This is a genomic window from Brevundimonas sp. SL161, assembly GCF_049896985.1.
In the GTDB taxonomy this organism is placed as follows: Bacteria; Pseudomonadota; Alphaproteobacteria; order Caulobacterales; family Caulobacteraceae; genus Brevundimonas.
Map to the genome: position 1 here is coordinate 391,167 of NZ_JAFCVJ010000001.1, position 17,281 is coordinate 408,447.

The window sequence follows — 17,281 nt, forward strand, 5'->3', positions numbered from 1 at the left end:
TCGCAATAGTCAGCCCCGCTCCCGGGGGCTGGGCATAGAAGGTGACCTTCCCCGGGCATCCCATGCGCCGGCACCTGGCAGTTTGGCCCCATAGGCTAAACGCGTTGCCCTTGGCCTTCGCGATGCGCGGCAGGTCAGCGACCATCCGCAGCTCGCAGACCTCGCACTCAGTATAGACCCGCCAACGGTTCTCGATGACCGCCCGTACGGTAGGGCCGGCCCTGCGCCAGTCGTCAGGGCTGTAGCGATCCAAATTCTTCCGGCCCACGTCAGAACCAGAGAGCGAGGGCGGCAGCGGGGATTGGCCCCTCAGCTTGCGCCGAGTTCCGCGTGTAGGAGACGCTCGCCACGCGGCTGCCGCAGGTGCATCGGAAACGGTTGGATCGGCCCGCTGCAGGCCATTTGTGGGTTGAGCCGAACAGGGGCCTTGGGTCCATCAGGACCGCCTGGCCGCACTCCGGTCGATCACACTGGACCACCATCCGGCGGCCGTGCTCAGGCACGACATCTTCCCGCGCAACTGGGGGACGGTTTGGATCAGGCATGGCATCACCGAGGGGCGGAGATCGTGCAGCCAAGGCTGCGGAGTTGGATGCGGGCGGCGGAGCGCAATATGGCGCCCGGAACCCGAGCCTCAACGCAGGTCAGGATTTCATCTGCCGCTGAGCCCGGGTCGTTTTTGCGGGCCATTTCGGCGTCCAGCTCGGCGAGCAAACTCGCTAAGGATCGGTCGCTCATTCGCTCTCTCCGGGCTGCCGACCCGGGTCACTTGTGACTCCGCGTACGGGCGTCGCGCAAGAGAATGTTCCGTTTTTGTTCTGATAATCCACAGGGTTGCTCCGAACCATGAAGGGCAGCCGCCGCCTAGACTCTCGGAGACGTTGTCGCTTACGGTCGCGCTTCGCGCCGGGAGGGCGCGGGGAGGAACATTATGCAAAAGCTTCTGACGACCAGTATCATGCTGGTTGTCGCGCTCACTTCGACGGCGTGCGCGACCAAACGTTATCCGATCGCGACGACGTTCTCTGCAGCTGAGGCGTCAGCAATGGACTGCGGTGACTTGAACCTGGAGCTTATCCGAGCTGAACAGGTGCAGGCACAGATCGCCGACACCGCCAACCTGGACTGGCGCTCCGCAGCCGGCTTCCTCGGGGACTTCGGAATTGGGAATGCTATGGCCCGCTCCGATGCCGACAAGGCGATCACGCAGCGCATCACAGCGATCCGAACGTCTCAGGTTGATAAGGCCTGCATCGGCACACTGGTCGGCGGCTCCTAAGCGCCAGATTCTCAACGGAAAGACAACGCCGGCTCCCTCGCAGGGGCCGGCGTTTTGCTGTCTGGGGCCTTGGGAAGCGGACGCCGCATGACCGTGATACCGTCCGTCATGGACGAAAGCCTTGCCGACGATCCGACCTACCGTGCCGGTGTCCTCATGGGCCGCCAGCAGTCAATAACCGATGTCATGGACTTGCTGCTGGACCCCGGCCGAGGAAGCGCCGCTGACAAGCTCCTGTCCGTGATGGAATGGGCGTCCAGAGCCTGGAGGAAGGCAAGGTGGAGATTCAGTTGGTGGTCGCTGCTCTGAGAGACGACGGCGACTGAGCCTTGGGAGGCGGATGCGGCTTAGGAGCGTCGCACCACCATCGCGGGCTTTTGCACATCCCAATCCCCGCGAAGAACCGATTCGCGACAAATGCCACAGTCAAGCCGTTGACCATTGATTAGGCATCTGCGTCCAATATGAAAGTTGAGATTTGATGAAGAAAAGCCGCCGGCGTTGACGCGCCGACGGCCTCTACTTCTGACGATACTGCCGGGGTCTGGATCGACCGGCAGCGACTACCACCAACTCTCAAGCGGAGTGTAAGCACTCTGACAGGGTGGTCGTCAACGATCCGTTTAGCGGACCCGTAAGGGCCGATAGGACGATCACAACCATGACTACCTCCCAACAGCCGAGGCTTGACCTCATTCCCCACGACTACCGCGGCGAAATCATCGCGCAGCGAGAGCGCGATGGCTACATCAACGCCACGGCAATGTGCAAAGCAGCCGGAAAGCTCTTCGGCGATTACCAACGCCTGAAGACCACCGTCGAGTTTATGGCCGAGCTTTCGGGGTCTATGGGGATTCCCATAGACGGCCTGGTTTCAAGCATCACGACTGGCCAGAATGAGCTGCGCGGTAGCTGGGTTCATCCGCAGGTCGCGACGCACCTTGCGCAATGGGCGTCACCGCGTTTCGCCGTCCTCGTGTCTAAGTGGGTGCTGGAATGGATGACCGGCGCCGACCGGGCTGAGCGCGCATGGAACATCTTCAACGAACGCCTGGATCTCATTCATGACCGAGTGCCGTTGGGCTATTTCTGCGTATTTCGGGAAACTGCCGACCTGTATGCAGCCCTGATCCGAGGCGGGATCAATCCGGGGCTGCAGATCTTGATCGACATCAGTGTTGGGAAGGTCTGGGCCCGGCACTGGCGTTCGGAGAAGCTGGCCGATCGCTTCGGTCGCGAGTTGAAGTTCGAACACTACTATCCAGACTTCTACCGGCAGGCGCTGTCCAATCCCCAGATGCCAAACTGCTATCCCGAGGACGCGCTACCATCATTCCGTCGCTGGCTCCGCGAGGTCTATGTGCCGACGAAGATGCCAGCCTACCTCAAGCGTTTGGTGGCCGATGGGCGTATCATGGTCGAGGAAGCAACCGCTGCCATTGCGTCACTGGAGCAGCGGGATCGCGTGCGATCGCTCCCCCTCGCTGCCTAACGGATAAGGGCGTCGGCTTCGGCCGGCGCCTACCCCTCGCCCCGAAAGACGTCCGGATAGGCGGATGCGGCTTAGCGAGATTACTTCCGGCGCCCGCCACGACCCGTTTTCGGGGTCGCTTTTTTCGCGGGCGGTTGCTCCTGCTGGTGGAAGAATTTCGGAGCCAGGAAGAGTCCGACGACGCCGGTAATCATCACCGCGCCTAGACTGGCGGCCTGTATCGGGTAGCCCTTCTGCACCATGTAGCCGATGAGGCAGATCATGACGATGAGGGCAGCGAACGCGAGGGCTTGGCCGATGAACTTCAGGGTCACCTCGCCTTTGATGAGGCGAGTTTCGTTTGTGTGGCGGTGGTTCTGCTCGTTCTCCGCCATCGCCATGATCCGCTCGGCGGATCCCGAAAGTGCCTGCTCGTACTGGACGAGCTGACGGGGAGCCGGCAGCGGTCCCTGATGGAACTCTTGGTGAAGCTCGTGGACAACCATGGCGCCGATCTGCTGCTCGGCCTGATGTATTTTGTTTGGCTGCAGGTAAGGCCGAACCTCTTTGAGGATCAGTTGCGTAAGTTGGTTCGTCGTTACCCCGTCATCGGGGGAGTTATCCGACTCGCTCACGATCGAACTTGCTCATGGACGACCTAATATCGCCGCCGACTTTCTTCCAGTCGGAACGAATGCCGCCTTTGGAGAGATAGGCGCCCGCGTTGACGACCGACGGCATAAGGGAGATCGATCGGGCTCCATGCAGCATGAAGCCGTAGCTTCGGGGCGAGTTGCTGGCGGGCTTTTTCATCGTCTCCAATCCCGATCTGGCGGACAGAGTCCCACGACCGACGTAAGACCCTATGTGGTTTATGAAGAGCGCATCGTCAAGAAATCGTTCCGAACGGCCTGATAGGCGGGGGTCATTGCGACGCCGCGGCACGTCGGCGATTGGCGCGCGTACTGGGCATCTGACACGATGGCCCCATGCTCTGGTCTCCCGACATCGACATCATCACCGGCGGCCTGGGCATGAGCTTCGCCCTCTGGAGCATCCGGCGCCGCCAGCTCGGAAAGCCGGTTCACCCGGACGTTGCCAAGGCTGACGGCTGGCTACTGGTCTTCGCAGCGGCTTTGGTCTGCCTGGGTGTCGCGCGCTGGCCGGGCTGACTCTCGGTCGCGATTGACCGAAGGTGGCACCATGACTGCCAAGCTCACATCCGAAGCCATCTATCATCAGATCGGCGCGCTACTCGCGTCTCCGCCTGACCTAGTCGCATTCGACGCGAACTACACGCTTCCGACAACCACCATTCAATGGCTGGGCCGTGCCTCCGCGCTGGTCCGCATCGCGAAACCAGTCGGCCTCGACTACGTGAAGTTTGATGGTCACGTTGAAAATCTAGTCGCCACCATGAATGCAAAGGGCGCTTCTCGGCAGATCATATTGAGTCTGCATCGCCTGCTCTCCGAGCTGGAGCTCCAACTGCCCGCGGCCTCGCAAGGTGCCTTTGTTTCTCCGGGTGCGCAGTTCGATGCCTTCTCAGCCATCGCTCGTATTCTCGGCGAAGCGGGCCGGGACGTTTTGATCGTCGACCCATACATGGACGCGTCAGCGGTGGTAGACTTCGCTGGCTTGGCCCCAGAGGGCGTGTCGGTACGCCTTCTCACGGACCAGGGAAGCATGAAACCGGCGTTGCTGCCGGCCGCGGACAGATGGATCGGCCAGTATGGGACCGCTCGACCTCTCCAGGTCCGGGCGACGACACCGATGCTGCTCCATGACCGGCTGCTGATCGTTGACGGATCGACCGCCTGGATACTGACCCAGTCGCTGAAGGATTTTGCGAAGCGCGCGCCGGCCACGATCCAGCGGGCCGATCCTGAAATGGCGGCGATGAAAGTCGCAGCCTTCGAGGCAGCGTGGGACGGGGCCGAAGCAATCGCGCCGACGCCGCGACAGCCGGTTTAGGACTCGTGCGACCGAAGGCTGACGCCCAGGCGGTCGGCTTCGCTCCGGGCAAGGCCGGCGACGCGGTTCAGAGCCGTCACGAGTTCCGCGAGTGCGCCGCGTGCGGCTGGATACTCCTCGCCGGCCGCCGCCGAAGCCTTCACCCGCAAGAGCGTTCGCGCGTTGATGCCGGTCAGTCTGCCCATGGAGGCTGCCCAGTCCGGGCCGAAGATCTGAACGCCGAGTTCGGCAAGCGTCTCCGAGGCGAGGGCAGGGCGGGCCATTGTATTTCTCCGAGTTGACACTGTCTGTCTATCCGACAACGCCGCCGCTGAAACCCTTCGGCAGACCAAGGCGACGTTTCCCGACGAACTGCTCCCGCGTTAGAGCCCGGCGGGGCGTCTAGAAGCTCCGCCTAAGCGAAGTATTTCTCTGGGTCTACGCCGATGCGTGAGACTGTTGGGCCTGCCTATTTCCTCGGGTCTGAGTGAAGATGAAGCACAACAGGACCGATTGTCATTTCTTCGGGTCTGTTCGCTAGCAGCCGTCACCCGACTGAATGTCTGCGGGAAATATCTAACTGATAAGTGCAACTGAACGACTGATAAGAGTAGGCGAATACTGCGTTATTATTATTGACGGGCAGGCCTGAAGTGTCGGATAGTCCGACAGTCGCAGCACGGTGCAGCGACAGTTCAGGAGCTAATCCCATGCCCACTCAGACTCAGAACAACCCCTCAGTCGCCTCCCTCGCAGCCAGCTTCATGGCAATGCCGGCAGCTTCGGGCGACTACGCCGCCGACAATCGCCAGGGTCACGGCCACGCTGATGCGCTGATCGAGGTCATGCGCGACGCCGAAGTGCCCGGCCTTCTCGGCCACGTGATCAAGGCCGTAGGCGCGTCCGGCCGCTGGAGCGGCGTCGAAATCGGCTTTGCCCACCGCCTGGCCGAATACGCACTCGCGGGACGCTAGAGCGCTAACCCGCGACCTAATCACCCTTTGAGCCCTGGCGCTGTGCCGGGGCCCCATTCGGAAAGTACCGAAATGCCCAACGTCTACGATCAACACCAAAGTGCGTTCGCGCGCGTGTCTGCTTTCGTCATTCTGAAGGATGACGAGCGGGTCGCGACCGTCGCGCTCAAGTTTCCCGCCGACGGCGCCGGCCGCCTTTGGGCTTACGTGCACCTAATCGGCGTCGAAATGGTCCGCGCCCATGCTGACGGCTTCGGATACGACAAGCGCTCCGCCGCCGTTTCGGCCGCGATCGCGAAAATCCCGGCGCCGTCGGATGACAAAGGCCGGAATCCCGAATGGCTGGCGAAGATGAACGCCAATCGCGCGGCCCTGATCATTGCAGCCGCTACAATGGAGTCGCACGGCCATGAATCGGCACTCCGTTCGGCAGGCTTCACCGTCCTGCAGGCGGTCTGATTATGAACCCGAACTATCAGACCAATGCCCCGCAAGGCTATTGCGGCGACTGGACGCGAGGCGCGCCCATGGGTCGCCCGTCAATCGCACCCGAGTCCCGCTCGCTCGCAGAACTGGAAGGCGAGTTTGTCGCGGCCTGTCAGGACCTGGACCGGGCCATGCGCCTGAAGGAAAACCGGCCTTCCGACGGCTGGAAGGCGAGCGCATGGGAAGCGGCTGCTAGAGATGCGTGCGATCGTCGCGAGGAATACCGCGTCCTGATCAAGTCGCACGGTGAACGCGTCGCCGCCTCGCCGAAAGTGACGCTGCGCAAGGTCCGGCTCGACTCGGGCGGTTACGATCCGGAAGGCGCCTATTGGGGGCATGGTGAAGCCCTCTATTGGGCTGCGACTGACGACGGCTCGCTAGATATGACGCTTCGCGCGTCCAATCGCGACGACGCCAGGGCGCAAGTCCGGGATGTCATACCAGGCGCGAGGTTTTTCCGATGATCGGCTATCTGCAGCACGGCCGCGCGGGTGAGCCCATGCGAACCGAACGGGTCGAAGCGAAAGAGTCGCCCATGCCTCACCAAGTCGCTGGCCTGACCTGGACCGCGTCGGGTTATGGCGAGCGCATCCCGACGGCTTACATGGTCCGGGTCGTCGGCCGCTGGCGCCGGGTTTATTGCTACGTTTTCAGCAATAGCGGGACGCTCTTTATCGGCCGCAATCTGCGAACGGGAATCATCGTCGACCTGGACCGCGATACGGCGGAGGCGAGCCAATGAACGACGCCGAACGCTTGGCTTATGCTGCGCAGATGCGCCGCGCCTTTGCCCGCAATCGTCACACGCCGGGCGGCCGACTCTACTGGCGCCAGCTTCACTTTAACGCCCTGTATGCGTCGCGTCGCGCCCGGGCGGAGGCGGGCAAATGAGCGTCGTCGTTTACAATGTCGACGGCGAGCCCGTCGCCAGGTCGCGGAACCTTCGCGGGATTCTGACCTATGCGCGACGCCATCCGGTGAAGCGCGCAAGCGTTTACGCCAAGGGCGACGGCCGCGCCTTTGTCGCGTTCCATTTCAGGGGCGACGCGTTCGCCCGGGTCGAATTCGAGTCGTTCATCGTCGCGGGCGATTGGGTCGCGTCGCGCCGTTCATGGGCTTTGCGGCTAGCAGGTCACAACGCGACGATTCGGGATTACGTCGCATGACCGGCGCCGCTCTTCACCTTGGCCAAGGGGGCCGCGGGCCCGTTCGCATGGCCGGCCGCTTCGCTAATCGTCACGCTCTTGTCGCGGGCGCCACCGGGACCGGCAAGACGACCACGCTCGCCAGTATGGCCGAAGGCTTCGCCGCTATGGGAGTCCCGTCCCTTGTCCTGGACGTCAAAGGCGACCTATCGGGACTCCTTCGCGCCAACGCTGGCGAACTATGGTCGCCCATGGGCGACACCGGCCGCGCGGCTCGCCTGGACTTGTGGCGCATGGGCCCGGACCTGATCGCCCGGGCCCTGGACCTATCAGACGCGCAATCGGGCGCCCTAGATGTCGCTTTCGCAGTCGCCGAGGCCGAGTCCCTCCCTCTCGCCACTCTCGCCGACTTGCGGGCCCTGCTAAGTCACGTGGTCGCCAACGCGCGCGACTATTCGGCGACCTATGGTCTAGTGACGCCTAGCAGCGTCGCGGCCGTTCAACGCTCCGCCCTCCGCCTGGAACGCGAGGCGCGCGAGGCGTTCGGCGCCCCATGCCTAAACGTCGCCCTATGCGCGCGACTGGACGACCACGGCCGCGGTCTGATTACCGTTCTGCAGTGTGACCGGCTGACGCGAACCCCGGGCCTGTATGGGGCCCTTTGCGCGTTCCTGCTTTCTGACCTGTACGGCCGCTTCCCTGAAGTCGGCGACCTGGACCGGCCACGCCTCGCGCTCTTTCTGGACGAGTCGCATCTGATATTCAGCGGCGCCCCTCCGCCGCTAGTGGCCAAGCTGGAGTCCATCGTCCGGCTGATACGCTCTAAAGGCGTCGCCCTTGTCTTCGTCACGCAATCGCCGGCTGACCTTCCGACGGGAATCGCAGGCCAGCTTCAAAACCGGATTCAGCACGGACTCCGCGCCGTGACGGCCGCTGACGCCAGGGCCGTTCGCGCTGCAGCCGATAGCCTGCCAAGGGCGCCCGGCTTCAATGCCGCGCGGGCGATTGAGTCCCTTGGCGTTGGCGTCGCCCTTGTCTCGACTGTTGGCGCCGACGGAGTCCCGTTACCTGTTGACGTGGTCAGGATCGCACGGCCCGCCGCTAGACTGGGCCCGCTAGATCCGGGCGAGGCGGAGGCGTTCTATGTGGCGTCGCCCGTGGTCGCGGCCGTTGTTCCTGTCGTCGCGGCGGCGCCGTCGCCCGTTCAATGGCAACCGGGCCCGCCTCGTAAACGGCGCCCCATGCTGGCGACTCTGATATGGGGCGTTCCGATCGTCGTCGCATTCTGGACGGTCTGCGCACGCCTCTAGCGTCGCTTCTCGACCGAATACCTAGCCCGCCCGGCCATTGGTCGCGGCGGGCTTTTTCACGTCTGGAGTCCTGACGCTCGACACCGGCCAGGGCTGGGCATGGGCTGGGCTGACGATCGATACCGGCCACGGCTGGGCATGGGCTGGGCTGACGATCGATACCGGCCACGGCTGACGAGGCGAGGCTGACGCTATGGGAAGGCCGTGGGCCCGGTGTCCTATTGCGTGGTCCTGGACGGCGCGAGAGGGCCCTATCTGGGCGCCCGGTCTGACGCGTGGTCGTGACGATCGGCGAGCGCATCCAATGGGCTGGGCATGGGGCCGGTGTCCGGACTGCAGGGCGATAGGGCTCAACGCCAGTGAGGGCGGGCATTCTGGGGTCGCGTGGTCGCGCGTCAGGATCATCGCCTAGGACGATCGTTTGAATGGACGATTAGGCGCATCGACGGGCGAAAGAGGGTCCGGGCGACTGGGCTGCAGGTCGGGTCCCAGGCCGAAAAGCTCAATCATATCAATGGCTTTGGGTCCTGGCAACCGAAAAAAGCTAGGGCCGCGGGTCCCGCTGAGCCCGGATCTCGAACGTTCTGAAAAGATACCTAGGCACTTGGACGGACCCGGCGCTGCGTCGACTGGGTTTCCGGAAAAACCGACGCTTGACTACAGGATGAGCAGTTCGAGATTCCTGTAGTCGATCCTGTAGTCGAATAAGCTACTGTAGGATTTAGGGTTTTTCCCAAAAACTACAGTAGCTACAAGAACCACAGCTTTCCTGGGAGTTGAGAAAAAGGAGGATGAACCGCAGTGCCTCGCTAGGCACAGCCCCACCCACTGGCCGTCCCACGACAGCTATTGGCAGGGGGCGTAGTTCCTGTGGCTACTGTAGTAGGAGGTGTAACTCACTAAAATGATGGAACTTTTCCGACTACAGCTTTTTCTCAAGTTAACCGAAAACTACAGCCCGAAAACGAAAAGCCCGACACTGGATCAGCGTCGGGCTCAAAGTTCGATTTAAATCGATGATCTACGCGGCCCGTTCGTAGACCCGCTGGTTGCCGTATTTCTTGGTTTTCCGCGGGTCCTTCATTGGACGCCAGCCGAGGAGCCGCAGTGCTCGTCCAATCTCCACCGACTTTCGCTGATCTGGTGTCCCGTCGTTATGCATCATCTCACGCCAAATCTCGACAGAGCAAACGCGAGAGCGAACCGCGGCGTCGTCCAAATGGTCGTAGCCCAGGTCGTCATTGATCGGACTGTCGAGCCATCGTCCAAGCTGGCCCGCGAGTTGCTCCTCAGCAGTCTCTTGGCGCCGGCTTTCCTGAAGCTCACGAGCTTCCCTCGCGGCCGCTTCATTCTTGAGGAATAGAGGTAGGTCGCCGACGGGTTGATTAGATCGCCACTCGCGATAGATCGTTAGCGCCTCGGCCCACAGCTGATCGACGTTCTGATGAAGGCGGTCGGTGTTGATCTCATCTACACCGCATTCGATCGGCCAGAACCGCCGGCCGCCCGTGTGGTCCTTCAAATACTCGACGTCGTTGGTCGAGCCGATGAAAACACACTGCCGGGGGAACTGCTTGGCTCGATGCTCGAAGGCCAAGCGCACCTTGTCAAATGTCCGACTGATGAAGCCCTTGATCGTTGTGACCTCAGATTTGCTAAAACCCTGAAGCTCAGCAATCTCCAGAATCCAGGCCCCCTGCATTTTCTCGACCATGGCCTTGGTGTCGTGGAAGTCCCCTTCGAGTTCGCAGAACCAGTGCTTCGCCAAAATACGGATGAAGGTGGACTTCCGCTTGCCCTGTAGGCCTTCGAGGATCGGCACAAAGTCGAACTTGTGGCCGGGCTCGAACACCCGCGTCACGGCGCCGAGCATGAACAGCAGCGCGGCCTCGCGGTGATAAGCTGTGTCGGGAGCGCCGACGTAGTCGACGAACAGGTTGGCCACGCGCTGCGTACGGTCCCATGTCAGACCTTCAAGGTACGTTCGGATCGGGTGGAAACGGTTCTGGCTGGCACAGGCGTTCAGCGCATCGTCGAGATCCCGCTTTGATGTTCTGAGGCCATAGCCGCCCTGCCGCGTTGGGGCTTCGAGGACGATACGGATCGAGCCGTCCTGGCTGCTTGTCCAGAGATCGCCGTTGATCGCGTCGCCTAGCACCCACTCAGGTCCGGAAAGCTGGCGGACAGGCTTGGGCCCCGCTTTTTTGAGCCTGAAGGCCTTTGGTCGCGCGATCTGCACCAGTTCCTGCGTGAACTCGTTCGTCGCCATCACCCCGCGGGTGCGTGGATCGTGCTTGATGATCAGTTCGAGGTTGTGGAGCGTCGCTTTGATGCCGACGCCATCCTCGTTCATCTGGAGATAGGATTTCCACTCGGGATCGACCGGCCCGAGACCTGTGACCCCAGTAGCACCCGGTGTGATCGCCGGAATGGGCGCGAGCAGGTCGTCTAGGTCGATCGAATCGGCGGTCTCGACCTCGAACTCGGCGTTCACGTCGGCGTCGAACATCGAATCGAAGTCGTCGACCAAAGCGAGGGCGGTGCCGGCCGGTCGCGGCGCAGGTGATTCGTCTTCGTCGCTCATCAGGTCGTCGAGTTCACCCATCTCGCGTTCGAGGCGGGCGCGGCCGGCGGCCTGAATGAGCGTGGCCATGCGAACCGGCGTGGACGTGCCCTTGAAGGCCTTCGTCCAGCGGTACTTGCTCTCCTTGACGTCGAACTTCGCCGATTGCCGGGCCCATTCGCACCAGCGCTCGAAGCCGACCTGGCTGCCCTCATACTCGTGGTGCAGGGCCATGCCGACCATGACCCAGTTGTCGTAGTCGTCTACGAAATCCTCGGGCAGATCCCGCAGGGTCGATTCGATGTCGGCCTCGGACAGGCCCATCGGCGAGGAGCGGACGGCGGCCCACAGACCATCGTCGTCATCGTCACCGAGCGACAGGTTGTCTTCGGCGGCGCCCCAAGTCTCGACCAGATCCGACGGCAGGATCGCACCGATGCCGAGACCCAGCAGGTCGAAGTTCAGTTCGCGACCCCAGCGGTAGTTCTCGCCCGTGTCGGGGTGGACCGAAGGCGGCAGCACGGCCTGCTTGGGCGAGCCGAACAGTTCGATTTCCCAGTCGTTCTTGCGGACGTCGCGGCCCTTCTTGGGGTCGAAGACCATGGCGTGACCGGCGGACTTGGCCAGTTTCGCCGAGCGGAACGGCTTGTCAGTGAAGAAGTAGAGGTGTCGGCTCTCGCCGCCCGATCCGCTGATCACATAGGCCGCATCGCGGGCCTCGGGCCACATCTTGAGCATGACCGCCCAGGCGTCGCCGGCCTGATCGGGGTCGCGGATGTCCATGTCGATCAGATGCAGGTAGCCGAACGGCGTATTGCTCAGTTCGCCGAGCCTGACGCCGACGTTGAGGCCGCGTTGATACGAGGCGGCAAGTGATTCGAGGGTGTGAACCGGCGCGGTCTGCCAGTGTTCGCCGATCGGCCGCTTCTCGCGACGATGCAGCCAGTGAACTGCGATACCCGCGTCGACCAGTGGTTCGACAGCGGACAGCACGTCCTGTTCGCTAGGCGTGCGGGGTCGCTCGGCCGCTGCGGAGCAGCGACCCTGGGTAGCCGTGCGGGCCATAAAAACGGCTCCTGATTTGGGGGTGGACTAGGTGGAGACTGGAGGGAGGGCGAGGGCGAGTTGGCCTGTGGGTGTGACCACCAACTCGGCCCGCCGGACCAGGTCGTTGCCGAGTTGCGCGCCCAATCGTTTTCGACCGGCCGCTTCCTGCTTGGAAAGCCGCGTGGCGAGAAGAGGGGGCATGCCGACGGCGATCAGGGACCGCCGTCGTTCACGCTGCCACCGCTTCCACGGGCATTGGCGGGCTTTCACGTCCGCACCTTGGGCTTGTCGCACTTAGCCGCGCGCCGCAGTACATTCTTGAAAGCGGTCGTTCGGGTGAGACCCCGCCGCGTCAACTGAGCGACAAGCTTTCCCCAACGATGCGGAGAGGTTGAGCCGACGTGTCGGTCAGCCATTGGACCGTCCCGCCTTCTTCGACTCCTGATCACGCCAGACGCCATCGACGACCGCGGCTGCCAGAGCCGCCACGTTGGTATTCCTGCCCGTGGCATCCGTGTCCAAAAGTGCCGTTCGAATCCCAGCGTCAGCCGTGGCCATCCGCAAAAGCGTCCTGGTGGCCGCGCCTCGGGTAGTGCCGGCCAGCGCCACTGTTGCCGCATCGCGAAGTCCGACAGTTGGAACTGATGCCAGATTGGTGGGTGTAGAAGCGGCAGGGGGAGGTGCCTCACCAACGATGGGATCGGCCCGAGCGCCACCCTTGCCCTGCCGCGCAAACAGTTGGGCTGCGCGACCTTGAGGAGCGCGGACTGCCCCGTCGCCGTGACGGGCAAAAAGTTTATCGGCGCGACCCCCGGGCGTGCACGCCGATCCTTGGTCGCCGCGAGCCAACAAGCGATCGGCGCGACCCCCCGGCGTGCATCGGGCCCTCTCCTTATTGCGAGCGAGCTTTGCTTCGGCCCTCGACGGCCGCCCCGCTCCGCGAACCGACTTGGTCGTTCCTACTCGGACTATATTGTTATCCATTGTCGGTTGGGTCATGTCAGTCCTCCGTCGAAAGGTCGTCGGTCGCGGCGCCCAGTCGAAGCAGCCGAGCCACATCGGCTTCGTCGACCTCGAAGAGTGCGCCCGGCTCGACGGTTTCAGTCCGAGCACGCATGATCGGCATGCCGTCGTCGTCGTAGCCAACGAGATCGGAAACGCCGGAAAGTTCGGGACGCTGGATGGCAGCGATTGCTCTGAGTGTGATCACGAGTTGGTCTCCAAGGTTTGGTTGATGATCTCGACGTCGGCGCTGATCGCCGCAGCCAAATGTTCAGGCTCAAGCTCAGGGGGGCGGAGCAATGTCGGGACTTGCTTCACCAGCGCCCCGCTCACTCGTTCGGTAGAAATCAGACCGGGATGGGTTGGATCGGTCGTTTTCGGCGCCGCACCGATCAGCCGGGTTTTCACCCGATCGATCGCCGCCAGTCGTACGAGAGCGGGGGCCATAGCCGTGAGGAGGGCCTTGGCATCTGATAGGGCGACAGCCTGCTCCGCCGCAGCCCAGTCCAAGGCAGCTCTAACCCGAGCTGCGCCGGTGGTCTGAATGAGGGCAGCGGCTGCGTCGACGGCTTCGGCTGCCAAGGGCAGCGCAAAGTTCGTCGCGTCGCGCTTAAGTTCGAGGCGCTTGATGCGATCAGTTTCTGGATGATCGTCGGCAAGGTCATTGCCGGCCATGACTTCGGTGGCGAGTCTTTTCCCAAGTTGGGTCGTTAGCCGAGCTGCCTTATCGTCAGATTCCCTCGCCGAGGAGGCGAGCTCTCCGTACTTCGTGACAGCGGCGGCGTGGACGGCCTTTGAACGGGCGAACGCTTGCTCCGCGGTTGCAAGTCGTTGCGCAGCGTCATTGATGGCGGGGACGACGATGGGTTGCGGCTTGGGCCTCGCAACGGGTGCGTCGATCTTCTTAGACTTCGTGGGGCCCGGATGGACGGTGCCGGTCTGGTAGATCCGGTATCTGTCGACACGCTGGAACTCGATGTCGAACACGCAGCGGACGCGGCCGTGCTCATCTTCAATGTCGAAGACGACCGTATTGATCGTGTCCGACCTCAGGTAGTCCTTCAGCTTCGAGACATCGGTCGTGAAGGCCTTCTCGGGGTCGGCTCGAAGCCCGCCCGCCGGCCGAGCCAGTTCGAACTGTCGATCACTTTGCATGGCGAACCAGGTGCGGTGGCCAAACCCGGCGATGACTGCAGCGCGGGCCCCTGGCGTGGCCGCTTCGCCCAGGCTGTCCATGTGCGGCTGGAGTTCAGAAAGTCGCTGGTCGACGACGGCGCTCACAACGCACCTCGCGTCGCTGCGACACGCTCAGCAATCCATGCGTCGAGCGCGGCAACCGGATAGAGGCAGCGGCGCCCCAATCGTAAAAACGGCGGCGACCGATCGGGCTGGTAGTTGCGCAATCGGATTAGATGGGACTTCGAGATGCCAGATACCTCTGCCACCTCGTCGACACTGATTAGTTTGGCTGCGGTCACCGCGGCTCCTCCTCTGTCTGGAAGGAGAGGGTGCGGGATGGACCCGGTAACGTTCTAGTGGGTCAGCCGGAGGGTGATGTTACGGTTACGCGTACGCCCTGGACATCGATGTTGGGCAAATGCCCCACGTACGCCAGCGGGGGCCCCCACAGGGCCTGGAAGTAGACTTCCAGGGTCGTCTGCCAAGCCCCTTGGTTTAGATTAGATTCAAAGCTGGTAGATGAAGCAGGGGAGGGCATCTGATGATCTCTGTGCTTATGGTCCAGCTGCTTAATGGCAGTCCACGTCAAAAGTTCTTCGACATGAGTCCGATCTATGGCCTTCATCGCGCTCTGAAGGTTGTTCCAATCTTCCGCGACCCTTCGGTAGGCTGCCGCCTGCGACATCCCACGCGCAATGTATTTCCGTGCTTGCCTCAGCTTCTGAACCGTCTGCGATGACAGACCCTTGGTGCCTGCCGGCGTAGGAGCGGCCCAGTTCGGTTTTGGCGCCCCCCAGCGGCGTAGTGGCGGCCTCTGAACTGGCCCCCGGGTCGGCATATGTAGCGCCGTGAACGTAGAATGCTCAGCGAGCATACGCAGCACCACCTTACTGCCGCTATCAAGTCTAGATGGCATCGCGTAGTGCTCGCGGGCGGCGAGAAGGCGGGCCTTCAAATCGATTGAGGCCTGGAGCGAGCCTATATGCGCGGCCTGCTCCCGCCGGCGCTCGGCGTCAGTCTGCCGTTCCTTTAGCGGGAGCTCAGGGCCAACGAAGGGATACTCATCATCGGTCAGATCAACGGGATAATGGGGCGTTTGGAAAGGTTCTCTTTGGGGCCACCACTGGAGCGGCGGTGACTCCAGAATGGCAATAAGTTGGCACTCGCGATTCTCAACAGTTTTGACTTCGGCCCACAGTTTCGCGACAGCGTCCTTGCGCTTGCGCGCCCGCTCGTCCTCGGAATTCCGTTGAGCTTCCTGCTCGTGGACTCTCCTCATCCCACGTCCGCCTGAAGAGCCATCGCCGCTGCGATCGATCCAGAAATCGCGTCGGACGCCCGACGGAGCGGATCGTCCGCGAGATGGCTGTACCGCGCCGTGGTCGATGGATTGGCATGACCAAGCAGCTTTCCGACGACCTGAAGACCCAGGCCCGACGCGGCGCCGAAGGAAGCGAACGAGTGTCGTAAATCGTGAATCCGAAGCCCGGGAAGACCCGCGTGCACCGTGATTGCCGCCCATGGCTTTTTCAGATCCCGGCGCGGCAGGTAGACCAAGTTCCCCGTTTCGCCGGGCGTTCCGCGACCCGGAATCACGTGCTTGCCGAGGCGGGGGAGGTTGCGAAGGATTTCAAGTGCGGCTGGGCCCAGCAGGATCGCTTTCGAGCCTGTTTTGCTGTCGCGCAGATGCAGAGCGCCCCTCTCCAAATCGACCTCAGACCACGTCAGATTCAAGATCTCACGCAGGCGGGCACCCGTTAGCATCAACAGTCGGATCGCGGCCAAGGCGAACGGATCGACCTTAGTGGCGCTGACCGACGTGTTGACGTGGCGTGTCTTCTTCGTCGGATCGATCGACCAGGGGAGGCCACTGGTTTCCGCCAGTCGCATGGAGTCACCCAGTCGGCCGATCTCCTCCGAACTTAGGAAGCGTTCACGACCTGTCTCGGTGAAGCGATCGACCCCATGGGCGGGGTTCCGGTGATCTTCCGGAATCAGGTCATGTTTCGAGGCGTAGGCAAATGCCGCATGAAGCAGCGCCACAATCCGATTGGCTGTGACCTTTTTCGTCGCTCCGACCTTCTTGTGAAGCTTGGCGACGTCGGCACGGGTAACCTCGACAGCGATGCGGGTTCCGAGCTCGGGACGAATCCAGTTTCGGATGTGCCCCTCAAATATTGAATGCGTGGATGCCTTCCGGGTCACCGCGATGCGCTCGCTGAGGTAGGCGTCCAGGACATCGGAGACCGTGGCTGCCCGGCGACGCTCGGCACGGGCTGCACCAGGGTCTGCGCCCAAGCGAACCCGGGCCAACTCATCCGTCGCTCGTTTCCGGGCGGCGTCGGCTCGGAAGGCCGGCGAGTCTCGACCGATCGAGATGCGGCGCTTGTTCGTCTGGCGCCCGCCGGCACCAGGTCGGTACTCCACGATGTACGTCCGGACACCAGAAGCCGTGACGCGCAGGCCGAAGCCCGGCAGCTTGGTGTCGTAGTAGACGGTCGTGCGCTCAGGAACCGGCAGTGCTGCCACTGTCGTACGATCGATCAAAAGGGTCGGCATATCCGCTCCGTGTCGCCACCAATGTCGCCACAGGCCACAGTATGCCGGGGTACGTCAATAGCCCTTCAGCCATCTCAGAATCCCTCATTTATCTAGTTAGTTGAGGGATTTAAACGGAAAAGCGAAATCCAAATGCCTGCTGGCGGGACGCAGGCCAAGCCCAGATACCTCAAAGAAACAGACTGGGGGTCAAGGGGTCGCAGGTTCGAATCCTGTCGCTCCGACCATCTTCCTTTTCAGGAAAATGAGTCGGCAAAGAGGGGCCGCTTTCGAGCGGCCCCTTTTTGCATGTTTGAGGCGCTATCACTCGCCG

19 protein-coding genes are annotated in these 17,281 nt (G+C 62.5%); 11 read left to right on the top strand and 8 right to left on the bottom strand.

Features of this window, described 5'->3' with window-relative positions:
* The first annotated feature begins 931 nt into the window (after window positions 1-931).
* Complete coding sequence (locus ACP7AU_RS01990; protein ID WP_426050355.1) at window positions 932-1,279, top strand: hypothetical protein; 348 nt, start codon at window positions 932-934, stop codon at window positions 1,277-1,279.
* A gap of 661 nt (window positions 1,280-1,940) precedes the next feature.
* Window positions 1,941-2,771, top strand: a complete 831-nt coding sequence (locus tag ACP7AU_RS01995; RefSeq protein WP_426050356.1) for a KilA-N domain-containing protein — start codon at window positions 1,941-1,943, stop codon at window positions 2,769-2,771.
* Between the two features lie 80 nt (window positions 2,772-2,851).
* Here ACP7AU_RS01995 and ACP7AU_RS02000 read toward each other — a convergent pair whose 3' ends face one another.
* Both ACP7AU_RS02000 and ACP7AU_RS02005 read right to left on the bottom strand, forming a co-directional pair.
* A complete protein-coding gene (locus ACP7AU_RS02000) occupies window positions 2,852-3,385 on the bottom strand; it encodes a DUF2335 domain-containing protein (protein ID WP_426050357.1) in 534 nt (177 codons plus the stop codon).
* A complete protein-coding gene (locus tag ACP7AU_RS02005; RefSeq protein ID WP_426050358.1) occupies window positions 3,369-3,563 on the bottom strand; it encodes a hypothetical protein in 195 nt (64 codons plus the stop codon). The genes ACP7AU_RS02000 and ACP7AU_RS02005 overlap by 17 nt, the downstream gene beginning before the upstream one ends.
* A 176-nt stretch (window positions 3,564-3,739) precedes the next feature.
* On the opposite strand from ACP7AU_RS02005, the gene ACP7AU_RS02010 reads away from it, so the two are divergent.
* Window positions 3,740-3,922: a hypothetical protein gene (locus ACP7AU_RS02010; protein ID WP_426050359.1), complete on the top strand. Its 183-nt coding sequence runs from the start codon at window positions 3,740-3,742 to the stop codon at window positions 3,920-3,922.
* A gap of 31 nt (window positions 3,923-3,953) precedes the next feature.
* A complete protein-coding gene (locus ACP7AU_RS02015) occupies window positions 3,954-4,724 on the top strand; it encodes a hypothetical protein (RefSeq protein WP_426050360.1) in 771 nt (256 codons plus the stop codon).
* Here ACP7AU_RS02015 and ACP7AU_RS02020 read toward each other — a convergent pair.
* Window positions 4,721-4,987: a hypothetical protein gene (locus ACP7AU_RS02020; protein ID WP_426050361.1), complete on the bottom strand. Its 267-nt coding sequence runs from the start codon at window positions 4,985-4,987 to the stop codon at window positions 4,721-4,723. The genes ACP7AU_RS02015 and ACP7AU_RS02020 overlap by 4 nt on opposite strands.
* A 426-nt stretch (window positions 4,988-5,413) precedes the next feature.
* On the opposite strand from ACP7AU_RS02020, the gene ACP7AU_RS02025 reads away from it, so the two are divergent.
* The 7 genes from ACP7AU_RS02025 (at window position 5,414) to ACP7AU_RS02055 (ending at window position 8,618) form a co-directional block, all read left to right on the top strand.
* Entirely contained in the window at window positions 5,414-5,677 is a 264-nt protein-coding gene (locus tag ACP7AU_RS02025; RefSeq protein ID WP_426050362.1) for a hypothetical protein, read from the top strand.
* A gap of 72 nt (window positions 5,678-5,749) precedes the next feature.
* The gene (locus ACP7AU_RS02030; RefSeq protein WP_426050363.1) at window positions 5,750-6,136 is read left to right on the top strand and encodes a hypothetical protein; all 387 of its coding nucleotides are present in this window, start codon (window positions 5,750-5,752) and stop codon (window positions 6,134-6,136) included.
* Between the two features lie 2 nt (window positions 6,137-6,138).
* Window positions 6,139-6,627, top strand: coding sequence for a hypothetical protein (locus ACP7AU_RS02035; RefSeq protein WP_426050364.1), 489 nt, complete (start codon window positions 6,139-6,141; stop codon window positions 6,625-6,627).
* Window positions 6,624-6,905 carry a hypothetical protein gene (locus ACP7AU_RS02040; RefSeq protein ID WP_426050365.1) on the top strand — a complete coding sequence of 94 codons (282 nt, stop codon included), beginning with the start codon at window positions 6,624-6,626 and terminating at the stop codon, window positions 6,903-6,905. The genes ACP7AU_RS02035 and ACP7AU_RS02040 overlap by 4 nt, the downstream gene beginning before the upstream one ends.
* Window positions 6,902-7,054: a hypothetical protein gene (locus tag ACP7AU_RS02045; protein WP_426050366.1), complete on the top strand. Its 153-nt coding sequence runs from the start codon at window positions 6,902-6,904 to the stop codon at window positions 7,052-7,054. Before ACP7AU_RS02040 ends, ACP7AU_RS02045 begins: the two co-directional genes overlap by 4 nt.
* A complete protein-coding gene (locus ACP7AU_RS02050) occupies window positions 7,051-7,329 on the top strand; it encodes a hypothetical protein (RefSeq protein WP_426050367.1) in 279 nt (92 codons plus the stop codon). Before ACP7AU_RS02045 ends, ACP7AU_RS02050 begins: the two co-directional genes overlap by 4 nt.
* A gap of 47 nt (window positions 7,330-7,376) precedes the next feature.
* On the top strand, window positions 7,377-8,618 hold the full coding sequence (locus ACP7AU_RS02055) for a helicase HerA-like domain-containing protein (protein ID WP_426050368.1): 1,242 nt from the start codon (window positions 7,377-7,379) through the stop codon (window positions 8,616-8,618).
* Between the two features lie 1,021 nt (window positions 8,619-9,639).
* Here the strand turns inward: ACP7AU_RS02055 and ACP7AU_RS02060 are convergent.
* From ACP7AU_RS02060 to ACP7AU_RS02080, 5 genes are all read right to left on the bottom strand, one after another.
* Window positions 9,640-12,246, bottom strand: coding sequence for a VapE domain-containing protein (locus ACP7AU_RS02060; protein WP_426050369.1), 2,607 nt, complete (start codon window positions 12,244-12,246; stop codon window positions 9,640-9,642).
* 982 nt (window positions 12,247-13,228) lie between these two features.
* Entirely contained in the window at window positions 13,229-13,438 is a 210-nt protein-coding gene (locus ACP7AU_RS02065; RefSeq protein ID WP_426050370.1) for a hypothetical protein, read from the bottom strand.
* Window positions 13,435-14,511 (bottom strand): hypothetical protein, encoded by a 1,077-nt coding sequence (locus ACP7AU_RS02070; protein ID WP_426050371.1) that lies wholly within the window; start codon window positions 14,509-14,511, stop codon window positions 13,435-13,437. Before ACP7AU_RS02070 ends, ACP7AU_RS02065 begins: the two co-directional genes overlap by 4 nt.
* On the bottom strand, window positions 14,508-14,708 hold the full coding sequence (locus ACP7AU_RS02075; protein ID WP_426050372.1) for a helix-turn-helix transcriptional regulator: 201 nt from the start codon (window positions 14,706-14,708) through the stop codon (window positions 14,508-14,510). The genes ACP7AU_RS02070 and ACP7AU_RS02075 overlap by 4 nt, the downstream gene beginning before the upstream one ends.
* Before the next feature lie 976 nt (window positions 14,709-15,684).
* Window positions 15,685-16,968: a tyrosine-type recombinase/integrase gene (locus ACP7AU_RS02080; RefSeq protein WP_426050373.1), complete on the bottom strand. Its 1,284-nt coding sequence runs from the start codon at window positions 16,966-16,968 to the stop codon at window positions 15,685-15,687.
* Window positions 16,969-17,281: the final 313 nt, after the last annotated feature.

Excerpts from the sequence above, each read along its gene's own strand:
- ACP7AU_RS02010 (WP_426050359.1), top strand. The coding sequence starts at position 3,740 with ATGCTCTGGTCTCCCGACATCGACATCATCACCGGCGGCCTGGGCATG.
- ACP7AU_RS02040 (WP_426050365.1), top strand. The coding sequence starts at position 6,624 with ATGATCGGCTATCTGCAGCACGGCCGCGCGGGTGAGCCCATGCGAACC.
- ACP7AU_RS02080 (WP_426050373.1), bottom strand. The coding sequence starts at position 16,968 with ATGCCGACCCTTTTGATCGATCGTACGACAGTGGCAGCACTGCCGGTT.
- ACP7AU_RS02005 (WP_426050358.1), bottom strand. The coding sequence starts at position 3,563 with ATGAAAAAGCCCGCCAGCAACTCGCCCCGAAGCTACGGCTTCATGCTG.
- ACP7AU_RS02050 (WP_426050367.1), top strand. The coding sequence starts at position 7,051 with ATGAGCGTCGTCGTTTACAATGTCGACGGCGAGCCCGTCGCCAGGTCG.
- ACP7AU_RS02060 (WP_426050369.1), bottom strand. The coding sequence starts at position 12,246 with ATGGCCCGCACGGCTACCCAGGGTCGCTGCTCCGCAGCGGCCGAGCGA.
- ACP7AU_RS02020 (WP_426050361.1), bottom strand. The coding sequence starts at position 4,987 with ATGGCCCGCCCTGCCCTCGCCTCGGAGACGCTTGCCGAACTCGGCGTT.
- ACP7AU_RS02055 (WP_426050368.1), top strand. The coding sequence starts at position 7,377 with ATGGCCGGCCGCTTCGCTAATCGTCACGCTCTTGTCGCGGGCGCCACC.
- ACP7AU_RS02045 (WP_426050366.1), top strand. The coding sequence starts at position 6,902 with ATGAACGACGCCGAACGCTTGGCTTATGCTGCGCAGATGCGCCGCGCC.
- ACP7AU_RS02025 (WP_426050362.1), top strand. The coding sequence starts at position 5,414 with ATGCCCACTCAGACTCAGAACAACCCCTCAGTCGCCTCCCTCGCAGCC.
- ACP7AU_RS02030 (WP_426050363.1), top strand. The coding sequence starts at position 5,750 with ATGCCCAACGTCTACGATCAACACCAAAGTGCGTTCGCGCGCGTGTCT.
- ACP7AU_RS01990 (WP_426050355.1), top strand. The coding sequence starts at position 932 with ATGCAAAAGCTTCTGACGACCAGTATCATGCTGGTTGTCGCGCTCACT.
- ACP7AU_RS02035 (WP_426050364.1), top strand. The coding sequence starts at position 6,139 with ATGAACCCGAACTATCAGACCAATGCCCCGCAAGGCTATTGCGGCGAC.
- ACP7AU_RS01995 (WP_426050356.1), top strand. The coding sequence starts at position 1,941 with ATGACTACCTCCCAACAGCCGAGGCTTGACCTCATTCCCCACGACTAC.
- ACP7AU_RS02015 (WP_426050360.1), top strand. The coding sequence starts at position 3,954 with ATGACTGCCAAGCTCACATCCGAAGCCATCTATCATCAGATCGGCGCG.